The sequence below is a fragment of the Thermostichus sp. MS-CIW-40 genome (genome assembly GCF_054058315.1).
Genome location: NZ_JBSSAC010000001.1, coordinates 107,447 through 123,026, shown reverse-complemented (window position 1 = coordinate 123,026; position 15,580 = coordinate 107,447). Strand labels below are relative to the sequence as shown.

Below are 15,580 nucleotides of genomic sequence, written 5' to 3'. Positions count from 1 at the left end.
GCATGACCAACGTCGAGCAATTATGGCCATCTTATAGCCATTTCAAACTAGATTGAGACACTCCCCAAGCGCTCTGCGCCGCTTCCGCGACCACCCCAAGCCCCTCTCTTTTTGGGAGAGGGGAGTTAGAGAGCAATGAACGAAAATGTTTTATTCCTATTCAAGATGACTATAATGCGGAGCACTTAAGCTCCTAGGACATGAAAAAACCCCTGGGCGTCTGTCCGTGTTTCGACCCCAGAGGCTTCTTCTCTTCACTCCTCACCACTATTGAGCGTAGCCGCCCTTCCAAAGGCTGTCAAGCACTTTCCCATTGGGGTTGGCGTGTGGGAAATTGCGCTAGGGTGGCACTGCCGTACAGGATCATCTGCTGGGGCTGCAAGTTCACCCGGTCTACCCGCAGCTCAGTGCCTCGCAAGGCGAGCCGATCCAAATCCAGAAGCTCATTCAGGCAGCGTACCAAAGCTTGGCTCAAGGCTAGCTCCTCTTCTGTACCGCTTTCAAACACTGGATCTGTAAAGCGGATGCGACGCCGCTCCAGCACCTCAACCTGGGCGGAAAAACCGACGCAGAAAGCCCTGGCTTCTCCCTGCTGTACATTTGCCTGGAATTGCAGTCGTCGCGCCGGGGTGATGCTGATATGGACGTGATGGAAGGATAGGGGGCTATCATCCTGCTTTCCTAAGGCCAGCCTATTCAGCACAAAAGGTGTGTTAAACGATTGCGCCAGATCGTCTTCGCTCAGCACCACGCGCATTGTGGCCTGTACTGGCTGGCGCAGCTTGATCTTCCCCTGCCAAATTTGGCTGAAATCGATGGCCACCGCATTGCAGAATAGCTCCAGAGCCGAAAGCCTCAGGCCGTTGTACATCTGCAGATGCTGGCCCAACAGTTCAAAGCTGTCGATACGACCCTGCAACAATTTGGCAACAGGCTCCACTCGCACGCGCGCCTCCAGCCGCTCTGCATGCTTAAAGAGGGCACGAATGGCTGCGCCTACCCCTCGGCTAACCCAATCGACAGCCATGGGATTCTGGAGGGAAAGTTGGGGCAGGAGTCCTGTAGCCATGGGACAAGGTGAAGTTCGCCTACAGGGATCATAACCAACCATTAAGAAAAGTTACAACCTTTGCCAACGGAGAGGCTGTTCTCTCAGGGGTAGGTGCGTCCCTCCTGCATAGCCGAGCGGGCCACGGCTGCGATCCCCCGGTCGGTGGCACGGGGCAGATGAAAGTACCGTCCGCCCGCCAATTCCGCCAGCTCGGCGCTGAAGCCGGTGGTTACAAAGCGGCTTTGGGAATCGATCAAAAGCAGCTTCAACCCCAGGGCGCGGATGCGCAGGGCGATCTCCCGCAGCTCTTGCTTGAGGTCGATGGGATCCGCTCCCAACTGGCTTTTGCTGTCGCTCCGTCCCAAGGAGCGGCTGAGGGGGATGTTGGCCCGGCCATCGGTGAGGGCCACCAGCATCACCTGACCTACATCGCCAGCGGTGCGGGCATTGACTCCCATGCGCACGGCTTGGGTGAGGGCATGGGCGAGAGGGGATCCCCCGCCACAGGGCAGGGATTCCAGACGGCGGCGGGCCAGCTCGATGGAGCGGGTGGGGGGGAGCAACACTTCGGCAGTTTCCCCACGAAAGGCGATGAGGGCCACCTTGTCACGGTTTTGGTAAGCCTCGGTGAGCAGGCGCAGGGCGGCACCTTTGGCCGCTTGCATGCGGTTGAGGGCCATGGAGCCGGAGGCGTCCACCACAAAGATCACCAGGGCTCCGGCCTTGCGAACCAGCTTTTTGGCGCGGATATCGCTCGGCTCCACAATCACGCTACGTCCCGGTTGCCGCTGGCGGCGGCTTTTCTGATAGGGGGCAGCAGCTCGCAAGGTGGCATCGACGGCAACGCGGGGGTTGGATCCCTGGGGCAGGATGGGCTTGATGTAACGGCCCCGGTCGGCGCTGAACACCAGGCTGCGGGATCCCGTTTTCCCCTGTTGGTTGAGGGACTGGGCAAAGGCCAGCAGGCGCGGGTCCAGGGCCACCTGCTCAGGATCGAAAAAAAACTCCTGCGGCAGGCTGAGGCTTTCCGGCTGGGGATCCGTCTCCTCCTGGTCCTCGCCGGTGTCGTCGGAATTGCTTGGGGAAGGATCGGGCTGTTGGGATTGGGGTGGGGGGGGAGGCGGGGGCTGGTCGGGGTCGTAACGGGCGCGGGGCAGCAGCACCAGCTGCACGGCCTGCTGCAGATCCTCGGCCAGGAGGCGATCCCGCCCCTCCAGCGCCGCCAGGGCACAGGCGGCTCGCAGGGCAAATTGTTCTCCCCGGTGCCCTTGGACGTTGCCGCGGATGGCCTCCTGCACCAGGTAGAGGAGCTGTTCCCGCTGCGGCTTGACCTGGGGCAGCCACTCCCGCGCCAGGAGGATGCGGGTGCGGATTTCCTCCAGTTCCGCCTGGTGCTCGGCCAGGAAGGGCTCGGGAGCATCGACAAATTGCGTTGCCCGTTGGACAATTTCCCCTCGCTCTTCTAGGCTCAGCTCCTGCCCCACCGGCACCACCAGTGCCAGGCGATCCAGCAGGTGGGGGCGCAGGGATCCCTCTTCGGGGTTGTAGGTGGCCACCAAGAGAGGCCGGCAGGGGTGTTGCAGACTCAGCCCCTCCCGTTCCAGGCGGTTGACCCCATCCCCCACCACCGTCAGCAACAAGTTGACGATGGCGTCGTCCAAGAGGTTGATGTCATCCACATAGAGCACGCCCCGGTGGGCAGCAGCCAAGAGCCCTGGCTGGAAGACCGTTTCCCCCTGCCTGATGGAGGCCTCCACATCGACGGATCCCAGCAGCCGATCTTCGGTGACGCCCAGGGGAACCTGGACAAAGGGGGGCGATATCACTTGGGTGGGCGGCACCTCTCCGGCTGGGTAGCGAGCCTTGGCCCAGTCGGACCAGGTATCCGGCTGCGCTGGATCGTCGTTGCAATAGGATCCCGCAATCACCTCGATGGGCGGTAGCAAGGCGTGGATCCCTCTGGCCAAAACCGACTTGGCGGTGCCGCGAGGCCCCACCAGCACCACACCCCTTAGGCTGGGATCCACTGCTGCCAGCAGCAGAGCCAGCTTGGCCGCCTGTTGCCCCACTACAGCGGTGAGGGGAAAGGTACAAGGAGCGGATAGAGTTGCGGATCCCATGGTTGGCGGGTAGGCTTGGCGAGCAACGGTTCAATCGAGCAGATTCGCAGCGGAGCGGGAGCTGTACACCCCAGTCTATCGCTTGAGTGCTCCGCACCGCCTTTGCAACTGAGATTTTCTGGGGAGCATGCCTCTAACCCCCAAAACCCTGAACTTTGCTGAATTTACTGAGCTTTAGGCGGTTTGGCAAAAGTCATTGAGAGGGATATAGTAGACCAAGTTTCCCCCTGATCCTTGAGTCCACCGCAACGGTTGCCGGGAAGTGAAGGGGGAAAGCGCTCGGGGGGTATTCCTCAGGGCTTTGCGGGATACCGCCTTCCTGTTTGGACTCCGTCCCGCTGACGCGAACAGAGATAGGCAGGATGCGATCGCTTCTTTCCTGAACCATGTTCAGGAGAGTTCAGCGTGAATGTATCAGGTTCCAAACCGGCTCCAGACAGTTCCCCAAGCCCTCTCCCAAGGGGAAGGGGTAGGTCGGAATCAAGGCCACCAATGGCCTACGGCGACTGGGAATACCCCTGGTGAGCCGCCGCTGTTTGGTGGTCATCTTCTGTTCAAAATGGGCATCACTTCAGCGGGTTGCAATCATCACGTGTTTGGTGATTTGGTAGTCGCGCACCGCTTCTGCCGAGAGATCTTTGCCAAATCCCGATTGCTTAAAGCCGCCATGGGGGGCCTCAGAGGCAATGGGAATATGGTCGTTGATCCAGACGGTGCCGAACTCCAGATCGGCGGCCAACCTCATCGCTCGTCCGATGTCTTGAGTCCACACAGAAGCCGCCAGCCCGTATAGGACGTCATTGCCCAAGCGTAGCGCTTCCGCTTCTTCGCGAAACGAGCCGAGCGTGAGAACCGGCCCAAAAACCTCACTCTGTACGATCTCCGCTTTTTGATCGACATTGGCAATCACCGTGGGTTCATAGTAGTAGCCCTGGGCAAGCTGGGAAGGGATCCGACCGCCGGTCAGCACCTTGGCTCCCTCTGCTTTGGCCCGCTCCACAAATCCCATCACCCGCTCCCGCTGGGCTGCTGAGACCAAAGGCCCCATCTCCACTCCCGCCTCGAAAGGGGATCCCACCGTTACTTTGCGCATGGCTTCTACAATGGCCTCTTGCGCCTGCGCCAGCTTGCTCTCGTGCACATAGACGCGGGTGGCTGCCGTACAGTCTTGGCCGGTATTGACGGTGGCAGCAAATGTGGCCTTGGCAGCAACGGTCTCTACGTCCGCATCCTCGAAGACGATAAACGGCGCTTTGCCCCCCAGTTCCAAATGCACCCGCTTCAGGGTATCTGCCGCTGTCCGCATCACCTGCTTGCCGGTGGCGGTAGAGCCGGTAAGGCTGACCATGCGCACCTGGGGGTGCTCCACCAGGGCTTGGCCGGTGGCATTGCCTCCGGTAACGATATTGACTACCCCGGGCGGGATCCCAGCCTCGGCGATCAGTTCCCCCAGCATCAGGGTGGTCAGGGGGGTGGCAGGAGCGGGCTTGAGCACCACCGTACAGCCGGCGGCCAGGGCGGGGCCGATTTTCCAGACGGCCATCATCAGCGGATAGTTCCAAGGGGTAATTTGCGCGCACACCCCCACTGGCTCTTTGCGAAAGAGGGAGGTGTAGCCCTTGGCGTATTCCCCAGCACTAAAGCCATGGATGTCGCGGGCGGCGGCGGCGAAGAAACGCAGATTATCCACCGCAAATGGCAGATCTCCCCCCAAGCTGAGGAACTCGTAGGGCTTGCCGGTGTTTTCCGATTCCACACGAGCCAGTTCTGGGGCACGAGCCTCGATCAGATCTGCCAATTTCCAGAGGGCCAGGGAGCGCTCGCCGGGGGTGAGTTTCGACCAACGGCCATCGTAGAAGGCTGTTTGGGCGGCCTGCACCGCCCGATCCACATCGGCAGGGCTGGCATCCACCACCTCTGCCAGTTTCTCGCCGGTGGCCGGGTTCTCGATGGTCATCAGGCCCCCCCCTTGGCTATCGACCCATTGGCCGTCGATCCAGAGTTTGTAGGCCATAGCGATGTCCTCAACAGCTTGGTGAAATGGCTCTCCCCATTGTGCCGAATCTTTTTGGCTCGGCTTGAATCATAAGCTTCATTCAACTTTGGCAACTTTGGGGTGCAGAGATGGGATCCTTTGGGATTGGGATGGCCCAAACGGCTATTCGCAAAGCGGGCCGTAGACTGTGGCCAACGGCCCACTGGTGAGGATCCCGCATCTGCTAACTAACGGAGGTGCAGGGGCAATCAGTCCTGCACTCTACCCGCAGGGTGAGCACCGGGATACAGGGATCCCCGCCATACCTCTGAGCGAAATCTGTAGCAAAACCTACTTATGCTGGTGTAACCTACAAGCACCGGATTGATCCAGATGCCTGCCAACAAGCCGCTCGCGTCAGCGGGACGGAGGCCTTGCTGTTGGCGTGGCTGGAGATTGGCCGGGACGTATACAACTACACTTTGCCGGAAATCAACGAGTGGATAGCATCTTGCTCTTGGCCGGTGGACAGGGGTTCCTGGGTGCAGGAGTCCATCCTGTCTGCCGATGCACCGTTCCCTGTGGATTAGACTTGTTTTGCAAGCTGGCAGTAGCTAGGAAGGCTGGGGAAGGGAAGCCACTTGTCCAGTCGTTTTGTCGGGGGTTGTAGACCCAGACAAGTGACGTGGGGCAGGAATGCCCGACCGCGAGGTAAGGACTCCGTCCTGCTGACGGGAAGGGTGGCCCGCGCTCTATCCACAGGACGAGCGCCGGGAGGATGTCACGCATCCACCCTAGCTCTGGATTGGGAAGGATGGCCAGCGCTTTTGCACAGGCGCAGCAGGGCACAGTCTCAGTACCCTGTTTGATTGAGTCAATGCAGAGGTGGGATCCCTCTGTTGGGATAGCCGTTAGGGAGGCAAGTTCACGATGCAACTGCGAACAGCTCTGCCGCTGTTGTGCCTTTCTCTCTTGGTAGCTGCTTGCCGGCCCGGCGGGCCACCTCGCAGCATGGGGGGTGAAGGGGGCGGAGAAGGCCAACCCACACCAGTGGCCGTCGGCAGGGTAGAGGAACAGCAAATCGAAGAGACCTCAGAGTTCATGGCCAGCCTCGGATCCCAGCAGGTGGCCAGTATCCGCCCTCAGGTCAGTGGACAGGTGACCCAGGTGTTCGTGCAGCTGGGATCCCAGGTGGCTGCCGGAGCCCCTCTCTTTGAGATCGACAGCCGGCAGCAACAGGCGGCGGTGGCCGGCCAAACGGCGGGGATTGCCGCAGCCCAAGCCAACCTGGAGAGCGGCCGGGCCGTGCTCAGCCAGTTGCGGGCGGATCGGATGCGCCTAGAGGCAGCGGCGGAGTTTGCCCGGGATCTGCACGAACGTAACCTGCGCCTATTGGCCGAGGGGGCCATCAGCCAGGCGCAAGCGGATCAATCCAGCCGCGACCTGCGCCAGGCGGAGGCGGCTTTGGCGGCGCAACAGGAGCAGATCCGCGCTCAGGAGGCCGCGATCTTGCGGGCAGAGCGGGAGGTGCAGCGAGCCCAGGCCGAGGCGGAGCGGCAACAGGTGCAATTGCAGTTTTTCCAGGTCACGGCTCCCTTTGCGGGCATTGTGGGGGATGTTTTGGTGAGGCAGGGAGACTACGTGACGCCTCAGACGGTTTTGACCACCTTGACCCAAACCCAGGCGCTGGAGCTCAACCTTAACATCCCGTTGCAGCGGGCCCCCCAGCTGCGCATTGGCACGCCGGTGCAGATCCTGGATAGCCGCGGCGAGGTGATCGGCAGCAGCCAAATCTCTTTCATTGCTCCCGAAGCCAACGCCGCCACGCAATCGGTGCTGGCCAAGGCTCTTCTGGAGAACCCTGCCGGCCAGTTGCGCTCGGCCCAGTTTGTGCGGACTCGGGTCATCTGGGAGGAGCGGCCGGCCTTGCTGGTGCCGGTGACGGCGGTGGCCCGCTTGGGGGCGCAAACCTTTGTCTACACGGTGCAGACAACGGAGCCGCCAGCAGAGGGCATGCCCCCGGGGGCGGTGGCGGTGCAAAGGCCGGTGCAGCTGGGATCCATCTACGGAAACAGCTATGAGGTGCTGGAGGGTTTGGAGGCCAATGAGCCAATTGTGCTGAGCGGCCTGCAGAAAATCCGCGATGGCGCTCCGATTGTCGATGAGGTGCTTTTTCAGCAGAGGATGCAGCCACAAGGGGGAGGGAGACCTCCTGGATCCCCGCCCTAGGTCCTCTCTCCGGCGGTTTCCCAACTCAGCTATCCCCTTTCACTCCTCACTGCGCTGGACTATGTTTTTTGACTTTTTCATTCGCCGCCCTGTTTTTGCCAGCGTCTGCTCCATCCTGATCGTGCTGGTGGGGGCGGTGAGCATTCCCCTACTGCCGGTGGACTACTACCCACAGGTGGCGCCGCCAGCGGTGAGGGTGACTGCTGTTTATCCTGGGGCCAACGCCGAGACGGTGGAGACGGCGGTAACCAATGTGCTGGAGCAGGAGATCAACGGCGTCGAGGGTATACGGTCTATCGCCTCGGTGAGCAGCAGCAACGGCACCAGCCAGATCACCGTTACCTTCAGCCCGGATCGGGATCTGGACACGGCGGCTGTGGATGTGCAGAACCGGGTGGCGCGGGCCCAGGGCCGGCTGCCGGCGGAGGTGATCCAAAACGGCATCAGCGTGGAAAAGGCCGGCGACAGCGCCTTTGTGCTGGTGTTGGCGCTGCGCTCAGAGGCGGGGGAATACGACGAGCTGTTTTTGAGCAACTACGCGGAGCTGTTTGTGCGGGATGCTTTGCGGCGCATCCGCGGCGTCAGCGATGTCATCATTTTCGGGGAGCGCACCTATGCCATGCGCATCTGGCTGGATCCGACGCGGCTGGCCAGCTATGGTCTGACAGCTCTGGATGTGGTAAACGCAGTGCGCCAGCAGAATATCCAGGTGCCCGCCGGCCAAATTGGCGGCCAGCCCAGCCCCCCGGATCAGGAGTTTCAGATCAGCGTCCAGGCCACGGGGCGGCTGTCGCAGCCGGAGGAGTTCGCCCAGATCGTTCTCAAGGCCAACGCCGATGGCAGCTTGGTGCGCATTGCCGATGTGGGCCGGGTAGAGCTGGGGGCCCAAAGCTACGATACGTTCTTCCGCATCGGGGGGCAGGAGGCGGTGGGGATCGCCATCACCCAACAACCGGATGCCAACGCCCTAGAGGTGTCGCGGCAGGTGCGGCAGACGTTGGCGCAGCTGGCGGAGAGTTTTCCGCCCGGCTTGATCTACGAGATCCCTTTCGACGCCACCCTGTTCATTACCGAGTCGGTGCAGGAGGTGATTTTTACCCTGCTGCAGGCTATTGCCCTGGTGGTGCTGGTACTGTTCATCTTTTTGCAAGATTGGCGCGTCACCCTCATTCCCACCGTTACAATTCCGGTGGCGCTGCTGGGGACCTTCGCCTTTGTGCGCCTGTTTGGCTTTTCCATCAACACTTTGACTCTGTTCGGCCTCACCCTGGCCACTGGCTTGGTGGTGGACGACACCATTGTGGTGGTGGAGAATATCTCCCGCTACATCCGCGACCGCGGCATGCGGCCTCTGCAGGGGGCCTCGGCGGGGATGAACGAGGTGTTGGGGGCGGTGATCGCCACGACGCTGGTGCTGCTGGGGCTATTTGTGCCTGTTGCTTTCTTTCCTGGCACCAGCGGTCGCATCTACCAGCAGTTTGCCGTCACCATTGCCGTGTCGGTTTCGCTGTCCACGTTTAATGCCATTACCTTGGCTCCGGCTTTGTCGGCGCTGCTAATTCGCCCCCGCTCAGAGCAGATGTTTTGGCTGCTGCGCTGGTTTGACCGCGCCGTGGAAGGGATCCGAGCGGCCTACTGCCGCCTGCTGGAGCTGGTGGTGAAGCTGCGGCTGTTGGTGGTGACGGGGTTTATTGCCTGTTTGGGCCTCACCTACTGGCTGTTCCAAATTGTGCCGACGGGGTTTGTGCCGGATGAGGATCAGGGCTTTTTCATCACCATTGTCCAGGGGCCGCCGGGGGTTTCCCTCAACTATACCGACAGGGTGATCCGGCAGGCCGCCGCTATTTTGGAGGGGATCCCTGAGATCGAAAATCGGGTGATCGTGGGGGGGTTCAGCTTTACCGGGCCCTCGCCGGGGAATGGGCTGATCTTTGCCACCCTCAAGCCCTGGGAAGAGCGGCGGCAACCGGAGCAATCGGCGCAAGCGATTGTCAACCGGCTATTTGGGCCTTTTTTGGGCGGGATCAGCCGCGCATTGGTGATCCCGATCCTGCCGCCGGCCATTCCCAATTTGGGGGTTGCGGGCGGGTTTACTTTCCAGCTTCAGGATCGGGGGGTGAACGATTTCAACCTCTTGGAGCAGACGGCCAACACCCTGTTTTTTGTGGGCAACTCGCCGCCCCCGCCGGGCCAACCCCCCTTGGGCTTGCGGATTAACCCGCCCACCTTCAACGCCAATTCGCCGCAGCTAGAAGTACAGGTGGATCGGGAGATGGCCCAGTTGTTGGGGATCCCTCTGTTGGATGTCTTCGGCACGCTGCAGACGCTGCTGGGGGGCACCTACGTCAATGATTTCGATCTGTTCAACCGCAACTACCGGGTCTATGTGCAGGCGGATCAAGCATTCCGAGGTAACCCGGAAAGCATCGGCCAGTTCTACGTGCGGGGTGGGCAGGGGCAGCTCTTGCCGTTGAGCACCCTGGTTCAGGTGGAGGAGACCACCAGCCCGGCCATCATCAACCACTTCAACCTCTTCCGCTCGGTGGAAATTCAGGGCAGCGCCCTGCCGGGCTTTAGCTCAGGGCAAGCGATTCGGGCTATGGAAACTCTAGCCGCCCAGTTGCTGCCCCAGGGGTTTGGCTTCGAGTGGTCGGGCCTGTCGCTGGAAGAAATCGAGTCGGGAGGACAGGCGCCGCTGATCTTTGCTTTGGGCTCGGTGTTCGTCTTCCTGGTGCTGGCGGCGCAATTTGAGAGCTATGTGGATCCCTTGATCATTTTGTTGGCGGTGCCGCTGGCGGTTCTTGGGGCTCTTTTGGCGCAACTGCTGCGGGGCTTGACCAACGACGTCTTCTGCCAAGTCGGGTTGGTGATGTTGATCGGGCTGGCCAGCAAAAACTCCATCTTGATTGTGGAGTTTGCCAACCAGTTGGTTGCCCAAGGGATCCCACTGCTCAAAGCTGCCACCCAAGCAGCCGAGACGCGCTTCCGCGCCATTCTGATGACCGCCCTGAGCACTATCCTGGGTATTTTCCCTCTGGCAGCGGCCACGGGCGCAGGGGCAGCCAGCCGTCAGTCGCTGGGCACGGCGGTGATCGGCGGCATGTTCGTCTCGACAATGCTCAGTTTGCTGGTGGTGCCGGTGCTCTATGTCGTGATCAAGGGGATCCAGGTGCGAATTTTGGGGGGATCCCCTTCGCCTGTGGATCTGGCGCATCTGCCCCCACCGGAGGATCCCAAGGATCTGCTGCCTGGTGGCGACAGCGTTGGGTAGGTAGCCAGGGGAATCTGCTTGATGCTTGTCTTTTGGCGGAAAAGTTCCGTTGCCTTGCTTCCTAGCTCTCCCTTCGGGAGAGATTGGGGGTGGTCGCGGAAGCGGCGCAGGGCGTTTGGGCGGCACCGCGGAGCAGTTGAGAAGTGTCTTAGTCTAACTTGAAATGACTGTACACCTTGGTTCCGTACTGCAAAGGACTTCCAGCGCTTTTGCACAGGTTTGGGGAGGCTCTCGTTCATCGCTTTCTCATCCACCGCAGGCCCTGTCTTCGAGCAGTTCGGACTCGGCTTCGCTGGGCATTTTTTCCCAGAACTGAGCCAGGTGTTGCAGGCCCACAAAGCCCAACTGCCAGAGGATCAAGGCTAGAGGGCCGTGCTGCTGCCGCTGGATCTTCAGGGCCAAAGCCAGTTGTTTGGGCTTGAGGAGCTGCTGCTGGGCAGCAAACTGGCAGAACTGTCGATCCCATTGGCTAAGGGCTTGTAAATCCGGCAGGGTCGGTTCCATAGGTTTGGCCAGGCAGGAAAGGATTGAATGTCGAGGATCGGGATCCTCGTACTGATTCTGGGGATCTTCTTGCGGATCCCTTGCAACAGGTTTCTTCCAGGGTATGTGACCACCCAGGCCCTCCCAAGGCCGGTTAGGGCAGAGAGGACTGAGCTTTGTCGCAAAGCTGGCTTATAGATCCTGGCAGGACGGTCTATCCCCAGGGGTCGTCGTCGAAGGGACTATCTGACCAATAGCCACTCTGCTGGGATGGGGGGGGCTGTTGGGGGAGAGGAGGCGTGTAGGCAGGGGGTGGCGTTGGGATGGGGGTGGGTTTTTCCAGATCCTCAAGTCGGGGCAGGTCGGCGGGCTTGGGCTCGACACCAAGGCTTCTCAGCTTGGCTTGCGTTTCTTGCACTTGCGCATTGAGCTCTTCCAGGTAGGCGCGGTAGTGGTTGGCAGCTTCCAGGTACTGCTTGGCTTTCTTTTCGTTTTCCCGGACGACCGCCTCCAGTTCTTTGGTGCGAACGGTGTAATCGGCCTCTTGATTGGTGAGGTTTTCGATGGCTTGGTTGAGTACAGCCCGCCGTCGCTCCAGTTGGGCTACAATTTCCGACAACTGTCGTTCTCGCTCGCTAAGGCTGCGTTCCCGGTTTTGAGTTTGTTCCAGTTGAAAGCTGGCCTGGCTGAGCTGCTCTCGCAAATACATCACCTGGGGCTCCGTCTCGTTGCGTTCCTGTTGCAACTCAAAGACCCGCGCTTCCAAGTGATCTTTTTCCTGCTGCAACACTTCCCGCTCGTTCAAAAGACGGGTGTAGAGCTGGTTGAGAAAGTCCACCTCCATCACCACTTGGCTAAGCTGAGTGGCGTATTCCCCAACCAAAGCCAACTCCCGAGCGAGGTTTTGGGTTTCACTGGTGGCTTGATCGGTGAAAAACTGGGGAAGTTGGGTGGTTTCTCTGAGGCGTTGGGTAAATTGCTTGAAGCGGAAAGAAAAGTTGCTCGCCATTGCCGGTGCGGTAGCCTCGAAGATCAGGGGAATGCCGATGGTTGGATTTCACAGGGCTTGGATTGCTTCCAATCTACTTGGATTGCTTCCAATCTAACATTGAGCTACAGCTTTTGCGGAAGCTTGCCTTAGGTGGGATCGGGGGGAGTTTCAGGGGCCGGCATGGCAACTTCCCCAGAGGGATCCCGCTTCTCGGATTCCGGCTGGGGGTTTTCTGCCGCTCTGTTTTTAACCTTGTCTTTTTGGTCTTTCGAGGTGCCTTCTGAATCCTGGCCGGAGATGCGGCGCAGCAGCCGTTGCAGGAGTGGGCTGCGGCGATTGCCGAGGACGGAGAAGCGGCTTTCAATCTCCTCGACGGGGACGGGATCCATTTGGGCCAGCTCCGGCTCGCTGAGGAGGAGTACCCGTATCGTTGCAATGGGGATCTGCAAGAATAGGTTGGATCCCCAAAATCCAAAGGCAGCTATGGCTAGGCCGGCCAGGCGGGTGCCGTTGCCAGGGGTGAGCGGGGCAAAGAGGGGGGCAAAGTCGTAGAGGCGCTCACCGACTTCCAGCATCAGGATTGCCGCCAACAGCGTCAAAATCTTATGTTCGGGGCTGAGGAAGGCGGCCAAGATGCGGCGCTGCTCGAGGGTGAGTTCTTCTGGGGGGACAGAGGCCACCCACACGCTAAAGATGTCAAACGGTTTGCGCCACTGCATAGCAAAGACCGGCCCAATGCCCACCACGGCCACCCAGGCCTGCTCCGCCCCCACCGGCAGGAGGGGATCCCCTGTGGCCAGCCCGATCAGGGTCAGCCCCACCCACAAGGGGAAGAGGAGGATGCCGGCGGCATGGATCCAGAGGAAAGGTTCCTGCCAATGGCTGCGCATGGGGAGATGCCAAAAGGGACGGGGGAGAGCAGGGCTAGGGGCGGGATTTGTCCACCACTTCCAATTCTGTGAGGCGGAAGGTGACTAATTTGTCCCAGTTGCCGCCTTCAAAGAGGACAGCGGCATGGTTGTCGGTAACCCGCTGTACCTGGCCCTCAAAGCAGTAGTAGGTGTCGTTGGGGTTGATGACCCGCACGGCAACGCCGGGGTAGATCGGGGGAAGGGCTTCGAGGAGGGTTGGGGTTGGAGTCGTGTTCACGTTTCAGCTATCCTCTTTTTTTGCAGAAGCTCTGCCTTACTATTATGGGGGAAAGCCCCTCTCTTGCCGAGTCTCCCCCTCGTTGAGCTTCTTCCCACAGCGGTTCGCCGAGGGTTAGGCAATGGCTGAGGTGTGGCTGCCAGCCCGCTAACGGGAAAGGAGCCTGTACTGCAACTTCGACGGTCAACCCAGCTCCCCCTCAAGGCCCCAGACCATGGCTACCGGCGCACAGTCTTCCCCCTCCCAAATCTGGCATGTGTTGGTGATCGATGATGAGCAGGGACGGCGGGCTGTGGCCCTCAGTGCTGCCACCTATTCGATTGGCAGGGATCCCAGCAATGCGATTGTCATCGATTCGGCGGCGGTTTCCCGGCAACACGCGCTGCTGCTGCGGCTACCCCAAAAAGATGGCCAGTATACCTACCGGCTGCTGGACGGCAATATCGAGGGCAAGCGCAGCACCAACGGCGTCTCGGTGAATGGGCAGAGATGTTTGAGCTGGGATCTCAAGGATGGGGATCAGATCCTGTTGGGGGATCGGGTGCGGATGCAGTACTGCATTCGTCGGTTGTCGGACGAAGATTTTCAGCGGTATCTCCAGTCTGTAAGCTTTCGCAGCGTGAAGGCGGAGGTGGTGGATCGGCGCTCCACAACCATGCAGCGGTTTGATCCGCCCTCGATGCAGGCAATTTTGCCCCAAGAGGAGACGATGGAGAGAATTGACGTGAAGCCTCAACGCCGCAATCCGCTGCGGCTGCTGTTGCAGACGCTCTGGGGGCGTTTGAGGGGAAAGCTGAGATAATTTAGCCCTCAGGAATGCCCACCCGTTCTGAGTCTGGGAGGTCTGGGAGCGATGACGCGGTCTCGTCGGCGCCGCCTTTGCGCTCTTGCTCTGACGCTTCTGCCTGCAAGTCCAGGAGGGAGGGGGGGGAGTTGGCTTCCCCAATCAACACTCCCCGCAGCCAGAGGGGAGCGACAAAGGTGGTGGCAATCACCATGACGATAATGCTGACATCGAGGGCATCGGAGAGAACCCCACTGGCGGCCCCCACACCGGCAAACACCAGGCCCACCTCACCCCGGGGAATCATGCCCACTCCGATGGCGTAGCGGTTGATGCCCGGCTTGCCAAAGGCCCCCAAGCCCGCTGCTAGCTTGCCCACAATGGCAACTCCGATCAAGAAGACGGCAATGATCAGCCCCTCTCGGTTGACGGGGAGGGTGGGGTTGAGTACGGCAAGGTTGGTTTTGGCCCCGACGCAGACGAAGAAGATGGGCACCAGTAGGTCGGAAATGGGCTTGATCTGTTCTTCCAGCTCTTGCCGTTTCTCGGTTTCGGCCAAGATCAGGCCAGCGGCAAAAGCGCCCAAAATCGCTTCTAGATGAATGATTTGCCCCACATAAGCCAGCAGAAAGGCCAGCACGAGGGCGGGCAGAAGGGGGTTACCTCGGGTCTTCAGGCTGTTGAGAAGGGCAACAAAGTAGGGGCTGAGAAGGCGCCCCAAAACAATGGAGCCGACCAAGAAGAGGATGGCACTGAGGATGATGATGCCGATATCGGAAAGGTTGACTTCTCCGTTTTTGGCCAAGCCCGCCACCACGGCCAAGATGATGATGCCCAACACGTCATCCAAGACGGCGGCGCCGATGATCACCTGTCCTTCTGGGGAGGTGAGTTTTTGCAGCTCGGCCAAGACGCGGGCGGTGATGCCGATGCTGGTTGCTGTGAGGGCAGCGCCGGCAAATATGGCGGGGATAACGGGCACATGAAACAGGTAGAGCAAGCCCAGGGTTCCGGCCAGGAAAGGCACAGCGACCCCGATGACGGCTACGGCTGCGGCTTGAGGGCCGACCCGCAACAGCTCGGCCAGATCCGACTCGAGGCCGATTTCAAACAAAAGGACGATCACCCCGATCTCGGAGAGGATGTCGATGATCTGGCTTTGGGAGGAGAACACCTGTACCAGGGATCCCTCGTCGAGTCCGGCAGTGGCTCGCAGAAATTGCATCAGTGCTGAGGATTGAGCCAAGGTGTGCAGCTCTTGGCCGGAAACTTGTCCTTCTGGGAAGACAAGCAACCCCAGAGCGGAGGCCCCTACCGCGACGCCCCCCAGCAGTTCTCCCAACACGGGGGGAAAACTCAGGCGAACGGCGATTTCTCCGGCAATACGGCTGGCCAGATAGATGACCACCAGAGCCATCAGCACCGCCGCCAAGATCAGGGGTAAAAGATTGGCAGCCCCTTCCGGTTCAAGGGGGGCAGCGGCTTCAACAGCAAGCAACACTGAATCTAGGTTGTTCAACAGCAAGA

At 60.3% G+C, this 15,580-nt stretch carries 11 protein-coding genes; 3 read left to right on the top strand and 8 right to left on the bottom strand.

What is annotated here, in order from left to right; all coding sequences use genetic code 11:
* Positions 1 to 298: 298 nt before the first annotated feature.
* The 3 genes from ACVWXF_RS00550 to ACVWXF_RS00540 form a co-directional block, all read right to left on the bottom strand.
* Entirely contained in the window at positions 299 to 1,027 is a 729-nt protein-coding gene (locus ACVWXF_RS00550) for an LmeA family phospholipid-binding protein (RefSeq protein WP_011432355.1), read from the bottom strand.
* A 125-nt stretch (positions 1,028 to 1,152) separates the two neighbouring features.
* Positions 1,153 to 3,171 (bottom strand): magnesium chelatase ATPase subunit D, encoded by a 2,019-nt coding sequence (bchD, locus tag ACVWXF_RS00545; RefSeq protein ID WP_457473352.1) that lies wholly within the window; start codon positions 3,169 to 3,171, stop codon positions 1,153 to 1,155.
* A 571-nt stretch (positions 3,172 to 3,742) separates the two neighbouring features.
* Entirely contained in the window at positions 3,743 to 5,185 is a 1,443-nt protein-coding gene (locus tag ACVWXF_RS00540) for a gamma-aminobutyraldehyde dehydrogenase (protein WP_414344852.1), read from the bottom strand.
* An 891-nt stretch (positions 5,186 to 6,076) separates the two neighbouring features.
* Between ACVWXF_RS00540 and ACVWXF_RS00535 the strand changes: the two genes are divergently transcribed.
* Positions 6,077 to 7,375 (top strand): efflux RND transporter periplasmic adaptor subunit, encoded by a 1,299-nt coding sequence (locus ACVWXF_RS00535; RefSeq protein ID WP_457473351.1) that lies wholly within the window; start codon positions 6,077 to 6,079, stop codon positions 7,373 to 7,375.
* Between the two features lie 61 nt (positions 7,376 to 7,436).
* A complete protein-coding gene (locus tag ACVWXF_RS00530) occupies positions 7,437 to 10,646 on the top strand; it encodes an efflux RND transporter permease subunit (RefSeq protein WP_457473350.1) in 3,210 nt (1,069 codons plus the stop codon).
* A 246-nt stretch (positions 10,647 to 10,892) separates the two neighbouring features.
* Here the strand turns inward: ACVWXF_RS00530 and ACVWXF_RS00525 are convergent, their stop codons facing one another.
* The 4 genes from ACVWXF_RS00525 to ACVWXF_RS00510 form a co-directional block, all read right to left on the bottom strand.
* Entirely contained in the window at positions 10,893 to 11,150 is a 258-nt protein-coding gene (locus tag ACVWXF_RS00525) for a DUF2949 domain-containing protein (protein WP_414381293.1), read from the bottom strand.
* A gap of 193 nt (positions 11,151 to 11,343) precedes the next feature.
* Complete coding sequence (locus ACVWXF_RS00520) at positions 11,344 to 12,138, bottom strand: hypothetical protein (protein WP_414344360.1); 795 nt, start codon at positions 12,136 to 12,138, stop codon at positions 11,344 to 11,346.
* Positions 12,139 to 12,266: 128 nt separating this feature from the next.
* Complete coding sequence (locus ACVWXF_RS00515) at positions 12,267 to 13,010, bottom strand: low-complexity tail membrane protein (RefSeq protein WP_414330836.1); 744 nt, start codon at positions 13,008 to 13,010, stop codon at positions 12,267 to 12,269.
* A 34-nt stretch (positions 13,011 to 13,044) separates the two neighbouring features.
* Entirely contained in the window at positions 13,045 to 13,269 is a 225-nt protein-coding gene (locus tag ACVWXF_RS00510; RefSeq protein WP_011432364.1) for an NAD(P)H dehydrogenase subunit NdhS, read from the bottom strand.
* 214 nt (positions 13,270 to 13,483) lie between these two features.
* Between ACVWXF_RS00510 and ACVWXF_RS00505 the strand changes: the two genes are divergently transcribed.
* The gene (locus ACVWXF_RS00505) at positions 13,484 to 14,071 is read left to right on the top strand and encodes an FHA domain-containing protein (RefSeq protein ID WP_457473349.1); all 588 of its coding nucleotides are present in this window, start codon (positions 13,484 to 13,486) and stop codon (positions 14,069 to 14,071) included.
* Position 14,072: 1 nt separating this feature from the next.
* Here ACVWXF_RS00505 and ACVWXF_RS00500 read toward each other — a convergent pair whose 3' ends face one another.
* Positions 14,073 to 15,572, bottom strand: coding sequence for a cation:proton antiporter (locus ACVWXF_RS00500; RefSeq protein ID WP_457473348.1), 1,500 nt, complete (start codon positions 15,570 to 15,572; stop codon positions 14,073 to 14,075).
* Positions 15,573 to 15,580 lie beyond the last annotated feature (8 nt).

What these genes read in the sequence shown, in the direction of transcription:
- ACVWXF_RS00550 (WP_011432355.1), bottom strand. Translation starts at nt 1,027, where the DNA reads ATGGCTGTCGATTGGGTTAGCCGAGGGGTAGGCGCAGCCATTCGTGCC.
- ACVWXF_RS00530 (WP_457473350.1), top strand. Translation starts at nt 7,437, where the DNA reads ATGTTTTTTGACTTTTTCATTCGCCGCCCTGTTTTTGCCAGCGTCTGC.
- ACVWXF_RS00525 (WP_414381293.1), bottom strand. Translation starts at nt 11,150, where the DNA reads ATGGAACCGACCCTGCCGGATTTACAAGCCCTTAGCCAATGGGATCGA.
- ACVWXF_RS00535 (WP_457473351.1), top strand. Translation starts at nt 6,077, where the DNA reads ATGCAACTGCGAACAGCTCTGCCGCTGTTGTGCCTTTCTCTCTTGGTA.
- ACVWXF_RS00505 (WP_457473349.1), top strand. Translation starts at nt 13,484, where the DNA reads ATGGCTACCGGCGCACAGTCTTCCCCCTCCCAAATCTGGCATGTGTTG.
- ACVWXF_RS00540 (WP_414344852.1), bottom strand. Translation starts at nt 5,185, where the DNA reads ATGGCCTACAAACTCTGGATCGACGGCCAATGGGTCGATAGCCAAGGG.
- bchD (WP_457473352.1), bottom strand. Translation starts at nt 3,171, where the DNA reads ATGGGATCCGCAACTCTATCCGCTCCTTGTACCTTTCCCCTCACCGCT.
- ACVWXF_RS00515 (WP_414330836.1), bottom strand. Translation starts at nt 13,010, where the DNA reads ATGCGCAGCCATTGGCAGGAACCTTTCCTCTGGATCCATGCCGCCGGC.
- ACVWXF_RS00520 (WP_414344360.1), bottom strand. Translation starts at nt 12,138, where the DNA reads ATGGCGAGCAACTTTTCTTTCCGCTTCAAGCAATTTACCCAACGCCTC.